The sequence below is a fragment of the Anaeromonas gelatinilytica genome (genome assembly GCF_016820635.1).
Taxonomy (GTDB): Bacteria; Bacillota; Clostridia; order Tissierellales; family SIT17; genus Anaeromonas; species Anaeromonas gelatinilytica.
Map to the genome: position 1 here is coordinate 1 of NZ_WSFU01000136.1, position 9,767 is coordinate 9,767.

Annotated in this window: 7 protein-coding genes and 1 pseudogene; all 8 read right to left on the minus strand. The window is 27.2% G+C overall.

Annotated features, from left to right (window positions below; genetic code table 11):
• Positions 1-205: pseudogene (locus GOQ29_RS12870) on the minus strand (nucleotide sugar dehydrogenase); the annotation flags it as partial.
• A 28-nt stretch (positions 206-233) separates the two neighbouring features.
• Entirely contained in the window at positions 234-2,441 is a 2,208-nt protein-coding gene (locus GOQ29_RS15120; RefSeq protein WP_203373074.1) for a methyltransferase domain-containing protein, read from the minus strand.
• Between the two features lie 27 nt (positions 2,442-2,468).
• Positions 2,469-3,752 (minus strand): glycosyltransferase, encoded by a 1,284-nt coding sequence (locus tag GOQ29_RS12880; RefSeq protein WP_203373075.1) that lies wholly within the window; start codon positions 3,750-3,752, stop codon positions 2,469-2,471.
• Between the two features lie 2 nt (positions 3,753-3,754).
• Complete coding sequence (locus tag GOQ29_RS12885; protein ID WP_203373076.1) at positions 3,755-4,516, minus strand: ABC transporter ATP-binding protein; 762 nt, start codon at positions 4,514-4,516, stop codon at positions 3,755-3,757.
• 1 nt (position 4,517) lies between these two features.
• Positions 4,518-5,303: an ABC transporter permease gene (locus tag GOQ29_RS12890; RefSeq protein WP_203373077.1), complete on the minus strand. Its 786-nt coding sequence runs from the start codon at positions 5,301-5,303 to the stop codon at positions 4,518-4,520.
• 14 nt (positions 5,304-5,317) lie between these two features.
• Positions 5,318-6,511 (minus strand): glycosyltransferase family 4 protein, encoded by a 1,194-nt coding sequence (locus GOQ29_RS12895; protein WP_203373078.1) that lies wholly within the window; start codon positions 6,509-6,511, stop codon positions 5,318-5,320.
• Positions 6,512-6,677: 166 nt separating this feature from the next.
• The gene (locus tag GOQ29_RS12900) at positions 6,678-7,601 is read right to left on the minus strand and encodes an SDR family oxidoreductase (RefSeq protein ID WP_203373079.1); all 924 of its coding nucleotides are present in this window, start codon (positions 7,599-7,601) and stop codon (positions 6,678-6,680) included.
• A gap of 160 nt (positions 7,602-7,761) precedes the next feature.
• Positions 7,762-9,767 (minus strand): SH3 domain-containing protein (locus GOQ29_RS12905; RefSeq protein WP_203373080.1); only part of this gene is annotated, 2,006 nt, incomplete at its 5' end.

Consider the following 9,767-nt stretch of genomic DNA (forward strand, 5'->3'; position numbering starts at 1 on the left):
CTGTAGTTTCTTGTACTGCTTTGTTTCCTACTTCGTTTGTTACATCTATTCCTTGATGATATTTTTCTACTTTACTTTCATTATGATCTACGCCTATTACATCAGATTTCTTTGCAAATGCTATTGCTAGTGGTAGTCCCACATAACCTAATCCTACTACTGATATCTTCTCTTCTTTATTCCTAATCTTTTCATATAATGACATTTAATTTATCCCCTTTCAAGATTACAATCTATTTTATAGTTTTCAATAAAAAGTTTGATATTTCATCTGCTCCATTACTTTCTATTAATTCCTTACAATTTTCTTTCATTTTAAGATTATTTGAAGGCTCTAAAATGTAATTAATACTTTTTCGCAAAGATTCTTCGGTTACATCTTCTATTACTATAGCTGCATCCACCATAGCTGCTTTTTTAGCTCTAGATAATTGATCATCCGTTTTAGTATTTGTATTGGGTATAAATATAGATGGCACACCAAAATACATCAATTCATGGAAAGTGTTATATCCTGTGGCTGAAATTGCTAAATCAAATGCTGAAAAATATCTAGAATTTGGATAATCTCTAATAACCAATACTCTATCTTCATATATATTTAATCTATTTCCAATTATAGATTCTCCCATAACTATATAAATATCTTCTCTTTCTTTTAATGCTTTTAACACTTTATAGATAGTTGAGTTAATATCATTTATATTTCCAGCTCCCAATTGCACATATACTATTTTATATCCTTCTGGAATTTGTAATTTTTTTCTAACTTTTTCTTTTGATAATAGTTCTGATTTATCTAAATATATAACTGGATTATATTCATTTTCTTTCTTTTTCATTCCTGCTTCTCCAGGCTTTATCACATGGTCAAAATACTGCTCTTTTTCATCCCTCATCGTTTCAAGACCTTCTTTAGCTCTTCCTCTTTTAATCCATACTTTTTTCATTGTCTGAACTTCATCCATAGACGATATTAAACCAGCATAAGGATATGCCCCATCAAAAACCACCATTGAAGGTTTATGCATATCTATTATTCTCTCTAATTGTTCTTCTAGCAATCTATTCCATTGAGTAGCTGTAGCATCTTTAGGAAATAACATTTTTGATGGCAAATGATATCCTAAAAATCCTTCTTGTAAAATCAAATGCATAGCCGAACTTGTGGAAAAAAATATAATCTCTCTCTCTGGATCCAGTTTTTTTATTCTTCTAGCTATAGATAATAACCTTGTTAAATGTCCTAATCCTGCTCCATTTGTTGGAGTGAATATTATTCCATTGCCACTAGATTTAATTGGTGGTATTAATTTTCTCCTCTTCCCTGGTTCAAAATAATTTACTTGATTAGCAGATCTTCTTTTATGCTGTTTATAAATATTCAAAAGAGTCTTTGGCAATTTAATAGCTTTTTTAGGAGACTTTGAAGCTGCTATCAATGAATCCCCTATTTTATATCTTGTTGATGCATCACTTTGTAAATTCTCTATTTTATTATAAGTATTTTTTAACATATCATTTTTAACTTTAAGTTCCAATTTCTTTTTATATAAATTTTGCTCCAGTAAAATTATCTCTTTAATTAAATTTTCTTCATTAAAATTCTTTTTTGATGTTTTATTGTTTAACACATAATCAATTTTTTCTTCAATTTCATTAATCTCTTTTCTATATAATTCTAATTCATAATTTTTACTTTTTTCAATTTCTTCTTTTAGTTTTTTTATTTCTATATTTCTTTTATCTATTAAATATTTTCTATCTCGGTTCAGTTTATCTAAACTTCTTTCAATTTCCAAAAATGCATCTTCTTCTTTTTCTATCCATACTAAAATATCATCAATATCATTAGTATTAATTCCTTTCAAAACTTCTTCTCTTTTCTCTCCTATATAATAAATAGTCTTGTCCTTTATATCTATAAATTCCGTTCTAAAATAAGGATGTAATTCTTTGATTAATTTATAAATATAAAAGTTTTGCTTATGATCATGAAATCTTAAATAGCCAAATGGAACTGTTAATACTAGATTTCCCTTTGGTTTAAAAACTTTTATTATACCTTCTAATAACTTATAAATATTAGAAAAATGTTCTAATACTTCTCCTAAAAGAATAGTATCAAATTTCCCAAATTCTTCATCTAGTTTAGTAGCATCATGATTTATAAATTTCACATTTTTCTTTACTAACTGGGATTCCTTACTTAATTCCTCTTGAGCCTCTTTTATCTTTTTATCTTCTATATCTATCCCTATTACTTCAAATCCTTCTCTTCCTAATAATATAGATACTATTCCTTGACTACAACCTATATCTAGAACTTTTCTACCTTTTATATTTTCACACATCCAATGTATTCTATTCTGAGTTTTTTGAAATGTTTCTTCTGAATTTATTTTTCCATAATAACGATTATTTATTTGATCATCATTCACCCATATCACCTTCTTTAAAGAAATAGTCTAAATTACTTCTTTATATATTTCTATAAATTTCTTTTTTTCATTTTCCCAATTATATATTTTTTTCGCTCTTTCACAATTCAATTTATATTCATTCCATTTTTCTTTATCATTTAATAATTCATTTACCCCTTTAGCAATCTCATCACTATCTTCCGTGTTTACTATTATACCTGTTTTTTCTCCATCTACTATTTTCTTTATCTCTGGAAAATCACTTGCTATAACAGGTACATCTGACATCATATACTCAAATAGTTTATTAGATAATGTAGAATAATGATTAAAACATATATTTTGTAAAACCTGAAATCCTAAATATGCATTTTTAGTATATTTAGGTAAATCATTCACTGGAACTTTAGGTATAAATCTCACTTTATCTTCTAATTCCATCTCTTTTACCATATTTACTATAGTTGGTTTAAGTCTACCATCTCCTATGAATACTATTATTCCCCTATCAAAATATGGTATAGATTCTACTATTTTTTCAATTCCTCTACCTTCCTGTATACCACCTTGATATAAAAGAATAGGCTCTTCCTTTGGTATATCAGCTAATTCATATAAATCAATTTTATCTTCAACCTCTTTATAAAAAGGATAGTTGTGTACTACCATTGGTTTTTTCATATTATATAACTTGGCAGTATAATCTGCCCTTGTATCTGTAGTCATTATCATTTTATCTATTCTCTTAATTAAAAATTTTTCAAGATAATAATATTGCTTTCCTACATAACCTGTCCTATCTGTTTGTACTTCATGTGAATCATATATAAGCTTTCCTTTTTTAAATATATTGCATATATATCCTTGAGGCAATGTATTCAAATCATTACTATGATATATATCATAGTCTTTTCTGAGTCCTTCCTTAATCATCCTAATAAATATCATAAATCTTATATATGCCTTCATAAGATTAGTCTTTTTAAGAAATATACCTACTAATTTATATAATATAAATAATGGTAAAGCGATAATACCTAAAGGTACCAAAGGTATCAAAAGCAATTTATTATTCATTACTTTTTTCTTTAATAAGGATAAAGATTTTCTCCATTTTTTAGATTTTAAATATAAATCAGGATATCTTTTTACTCTTTTTACTTTAAATCCATTTATGTCTTCTTCCATGGGAAGACCTTTATCTGCTGGATCATGAATACAAATTAAATCTACATCATACCCTGCTTCACTAAGAGCTGTACATTCCCTTAATACTCTGGCATCATTAGTAAAATGATTCCATACAAACATACAAATATTCTTATTCAAATCTAATTACCTCGTTTCTTTCTTAAGTTATTCATATATTCTTTATAATCTTCTAATATTTCCTCAGTAGGTCCATATGCCTTTACTATTCCTTTCTCTAACCAAAGTACAGTATCACATAAATCTTCAATTGTTGATAGGCTATGAGATACCATGATTACTGTTCTATCTTGAAAAATTATCTCTTTTAATTTTGCCGTACTCTTATCCTTAAATGACTGATCTCCTACTCCTAATACCTCATCTATTAAAAGAATATCTGGTTCTATATGAATTGCTATGGAAAAAGCTAGTCTACTCTTCATCCCAGATGAATAAGTTCTAATAGGATTATATATAAAATCGCCTAATTCTGAGAATTCTATTATTTCATCTAATTTTTTATCTATCTCTTTTTTTGTAAAGCCTAATGTTAAACCATTTAAATAAATATTTTCATATCCACTTAACTCTGGCTGAAACCCAGCTCCTAATGTTAATAAAGATATAGATTCTTGATTTACCTGAATCTCTCCTGAATCTGGTTGAAATATATTGGCTATAGTTTTAAGCAATGTAGTTTTTCCAGACCCATTACTTCCTATTATTCCTACATTACTTCCTTTTTCTATAATAAAACTAACATCCTTCAGAGCCCATACTTCTTTTGTTCTTGTTTCACCATCACGCATAAACATCTTTACTAGTTCCTTTTTCATATTCATGCTTTTAATAAATTTATATTTTAAATTTAAATTTTTAACTTCAATAGCTGTATTATTCATTTTATATCACCTTTGTATAATTTTTATCAAACTTATATAAGTATTTCAACCCAATACTTATAAGTACAACTGAAAATGCAAACCATATTAGTAATGGTCCATATAATGGTGATGTACCCTCTAAAAATATATTTCTATAACTTGTATATATTGTTGTTAAAGGATTCAACCACCATATAAATCTAACCTTCTCTGGTATCTTCTCCAATCCATATAAAGTGGGAGATACATAGAACCAAAATCTCAATGTGAAATCAAGAATATTATCAATGTCTTTAAAAAACACACCTAAATGAGCTAATATAAATCCTATTCCCAATATCAATGATAACTGTACCATAAATACAACAAAAAATTCCATTAAATGTACTGTATATGGTACTCTAAAAAATATCAATAATACTAACAATACTAAGATACCAAATAAAAATTTAGTAGTATTTATTAACGTTTTGATTAAGGGCAGTATATATTTAGGTAAATAAACTTGTTGTAATATTGAAGATTTACCTTTAATACTTTTAGCTGCATCCTTTATTGAAGATACTGTCCATTTCCAGGGCACTAATGCAGAAAATACAAATATAGGAAAATTTTCTCCCCCACTTTTAAAAATTATCATTACTACTAACATATATACTAACATATACATTAATGGATCTAATATCCACCATAGATATCCTAAAAAAGTACTAGATAATTGAACTTTAAGTTCTGATTTTGTTGTAAACAATATATATTCTTTATACTTTTTAAAATCTTGAATTGCTTTTTTTAATGACGACATATTCTAATTCCTTTCTATAATAAATCTATAAGTCTCTCAATATTTTCATCCCAAATAAATTCAGATCTTAATAAACTTAATTGATTATCTGAAATCTCTTTTCTAAGACTTGCATTATTTACTAATTCTAATATATTTCTTGACATATCATGGGCATCATATGGATTAGATAACAAGCCAATATGATTATCTAATATCATCTGACTAATATACCCCTTAACACCTGCTATTATAGGTAATCTAGCTAGCATATATTCAAATATTTTTGAAGGTATAACTGTTTCAAATACTTTTAAATCTCTTAGATGTATAAATCCTATATCAGATTTTAATAATTCTTCAAAAACGCATTCCTTTGATAATACTCCCATTAATTCTATATTGTTTAAATTATAATCTGATATTAAACTCTTAATTTTTTCAAAATCTACTCCTGTACCTATAACTTTAAAACTAATATTTTCATATTCTCTTAAATTATTTGCAATCTCAACAATAGAATCAATTCCTTGAGCATAACCAATTGTTCCAGCATATATAATTTCAATCATATCATGTTTTTTATCAAATACTTTTTGATTCATTGTAAAGTCTTTTTTTCTTATTCCATTAGGGATATAAACAATTTTATCATCTTTTATTCCTTTTCCCTTTAAAGGTTTTATAAATCCTTTACTATTAATTATAATTTTATCTCCATGCTTGTACATTATCTTTTCAAAAAAATATGCAGGTTTTAGTATAATTTCATTCTTAAAAATATTTAAATCTTTTACTGAATCGGGCCATAAATCTCTAACATCTAATATTAGTTTACTTTTATACTTTTTCTTTAAAATTACCCCTATCACTGCTGCAAATATAGGAGGAGAAGTAACTATTATAGCATCAAATCTTTCCTTATTTCTTAATACATTTAATATTCCTTTTAGCATAAAATTTAAATATAATCCTACTCTTTTTATCTTATTTTTTGAATAGTCTTTAAACGGATTACTAACTCTTAAAATTTTTATATCATTTAATCCATTATCTTCCTTTCCCCATGTATTATCTTTATATAATTCTTTCTTAGGGTAAGATGGTTCATTCGTCAAAACTGTAAGTTCTATGTCTTTTCTATTTAAATAATATGCAAAATTATTCATACGATTTGATGCCGCTCCTATTTCAGGAGGGAAATGCTGTGTTATTAACAATACTTTCATATAAACACCCTAAACTTTAATTATTAAATTTTATCCCTGATATCGACAATCTTATATTACCATTATATTACTGACGACACAATTATATACTAACACCATATTATATCATTTTCAAACATAAAATGTTGTCAAATAATGTATTTGTAATATTAAAATTTCATAATTTTTACTCAATGATATTTTTATAATATTTTATTGTATTTTTAAGCCCTTCTTCTAAACTATACTTTGGTTCCCATCCTAAGCTATCTTTACTTTTATTTATATTAAAATAACTATGACGTATATCACCTTCCCTAGGAATATCATATTCTACTTCTAGATTATAACCAATTATGCTATTCATTATTTCAAATAATTTTCTAATACTAATAGATTTTCCTGTACCTATGTTGATTTTTTCATTATCTCCATTTACAAGAGCCAATATATTAGCTTCTACTATATCATCTACATATATAAAATCTCTTGTATGATTACCATCACCAAATATTTTAGGAGATTTTTTGTTAAGAATTCTATTCATAAATATAGATACTACTCCTCCTTCTCCATCTGGATCTTGTCTAATACCATATGCATTAGCATATCTTAGAATATTATATCTAATATTATATATCTCACTATATACCTTTATATAATGTTCTGGTGTTAATTTTGATATGCCATAATTTGATATTGGTTTAATTGGATGATTTTCATCTATACCTAAATATTCAGGTTCCCCATATACTGCAGCAGATGAAGCATATATTACTTTTTTAATATTATATTTTCTACAATTTTCTAATAAATTAATTGTTCCTAATATGTTTATATCTCCATCCAGTACTGGATTTTGTATTGACTGCTGTACATTTATTTGAGCAGCATGATGTATAAGATATTCAGGCTTTTCATTCTCAAATATCTCACTTATATCTTTGTCCCTGATATCCTTATTATAAAAAATAGCTCTAGTATTTATATTTTCTTTTTTCCCTGTGGATAAATTATCTATAATTATTACTTTATCCCCATTTTCTATTAGTCTATCCACTATATGTGAACCAATAAATCCTGCCCCTCCTGTAACTAATATTGTCCTCATGCTAATTTCCCCCCTATCTATATTTAGGCTCATAATATCTTTTATTATAATATACTTCAAAATATAATAAAAGTGTGAAATTTATGTGATGATTATTTAATATTTCATAAAAAAAAGATAGGCTTTAGATAAAGCCTATCTTTTTACTTACTCTATTCCTCTATTCTACACTATACTTAGGGATTTCAAATCTTAATGTATAGTCTGTACATAAATCATATAGTTCTTTTATCTTTGCTGTTTGTTTATACGCCCATCCTATGTCTGTTGCATATTGATGAGTACCTGGAGTATCTGGGTTCCATCTCATTTTATATAATGTATCTTGTTTATAGCTTGAATTGTTTACATATCTTTGTGATATAAATTTAGCTCCACCTATGATTGCATTCTCTGGTGTAAACCACTCTTGATTATATGCATATTGAGATCCTGTACCTATTGGATCATGATCATATGCTCCTATTCCATACATATTATATACTGTTTTCCCATTTACTGTCCTTCCTGTTGCTAAACTGGATTTTCCATTACCTGTTTCTAATAATACATGGGATATAAGATAAATTTCATTTACATTATACTTTTTACTTGCATCTATGAATGCTTGTCCTTTACCTTCAAGTATTCCTTTACCTTTAAGTATATTATTCAATTGATTAGCTGATAATCCACTATTCCCTGACAAGACTAGGAATTGATACATTTCTTTAGGAGCTTGATTTGAAGATTTCGTGTAATCTCCTGATACCCAACCTGTTATTCCATTTGACTTTATCTTATACCATCCATCTAATTCATCTAATACAATATATATCTCATTGCTTTTTACTTGTGTAAGAAGAGTTCCTTCTACACTTGGATTACTTCGTACATTTAATACTGGTGTATCTACTCTTATAGAATAATAATTTCCTGTTTCTCCTCTAGAAACCGTATTGCTTGTTGCCTTTTTAAGATATCCTCCATGAACCCATCCTGTTACTTTTGATGTTTTAATCTTATACCATCCATTTTTTTCTTCTATTGGAGTATATGTTTGTCCCTTTAATACTTGATCTATTACACTACTATTTGTTGTTCCAGATTCTCTTACATTTAATACACTAGCTGTCACTTCCATTTTAGTTAGGGATTCTTCTTTTGCTTTATAGCTAGTTTTTACATATCCACCATGAATCCATCCCAATGCATATTTCGTTTGAATTTTATACCATCCATTTTTTTCATCTACAATTGTATATACTTCTCCTTCTAATACTTTATCTACTATATTACTACTTGTAGTTGCTTTTTCTCTTACATTTAACACATTGGTTGTTACTCTTAATTGTCCTACTATATCATATGTATAAGAATCATTCGAGGTTTGTAAGAAATTTTCAGGATTTAAATATCTATCTAAATCTTGAACATTTGCTGTCATCCATCCATTAGTATAAAGATCTGTTTGTGGATTTTTACTTAATTGTTCCAGTAACATATCTTGGAAGCTTCTACTATAATTTATATTTTCATATATTATATTTCCTACTACTTCATGGTTTATATCATTAGACACTACTTCTTTTTGAGTATCCTTTATTCTTCCCTTTACTCTAAAGGTATAATCTCCTCTATTCGTCGGAATATATGTATAGCTATTATTATCAGTGTAATCTTTGATTACTTTCCATTCTCCACTGTTTCTTCTAACTAAATATTGATATTCTACATTTTCACTACCTACAGAGCTTGCTGTTATTTTTAATGAAACATTTACAAATGTAGAATTTTGTCTATCTTTTTCTATTCTTACTTTTTCCAAAACTTCCACTGGTTCTTCTATTTCCTCTTCTGGCTCTTCTGGATTTTCTGGTTCCTTTGGTTCTTCAGCTTCAATCTCTTCTATTACCTTCACATAGTCTCCAGATATCCAACCTGTTACTTTTGATGTATCTATTTTATACCATCCATCTTTTTCATCTACAGTAGTATATACTTGTCCCTCATATACTTGAAATATCCTCATACTACTTATTGTTGGTCTTTCTCTGACATTTAGTATAGGAGTTGTTACTTTTATCTTTTTATATGCCTTTTCTTCTTCTGGTTTTTCTGGCCCTGGTTTGGATGTACTTGCTTTACTTAAATAATCTCCATGCACCCAACCTGTTACCTTTGAGG

Excerpts from the sequence above, each read along its gene's own strand:
- GOQ29_RS12885 (WP_203373076.1), bottom strand. The coding sequence starts at position 4,516 with ATGAATAATACAGCTATTGAAGTTAAAAATTTAAATTTAAAATATAAA.
- GOQ29_RS12890 (WP_203373077.1), bottom strand. The coding sequence starts at position 5,303 with ATGTCGTCATTAAAAAAAGCAATTCAAGATTTTAAAAAGTATAAAGAA.
- GOQ29_RS12895 (WP_203373078.1), bottom strand. The coding sequence starts at position 6,511 with ATGAAAGTATTGTTAATAACACAGCATTTCCCTCCTGAAATAGGAGCG.
- GOQ29_RS12900 (WP_203373079.1), bottom strand. The coding sequence starts at position 7,601 with ATGAGGACAATATTAGTTACAGGAGGGGCAGGATTTATTGGTTCACAT.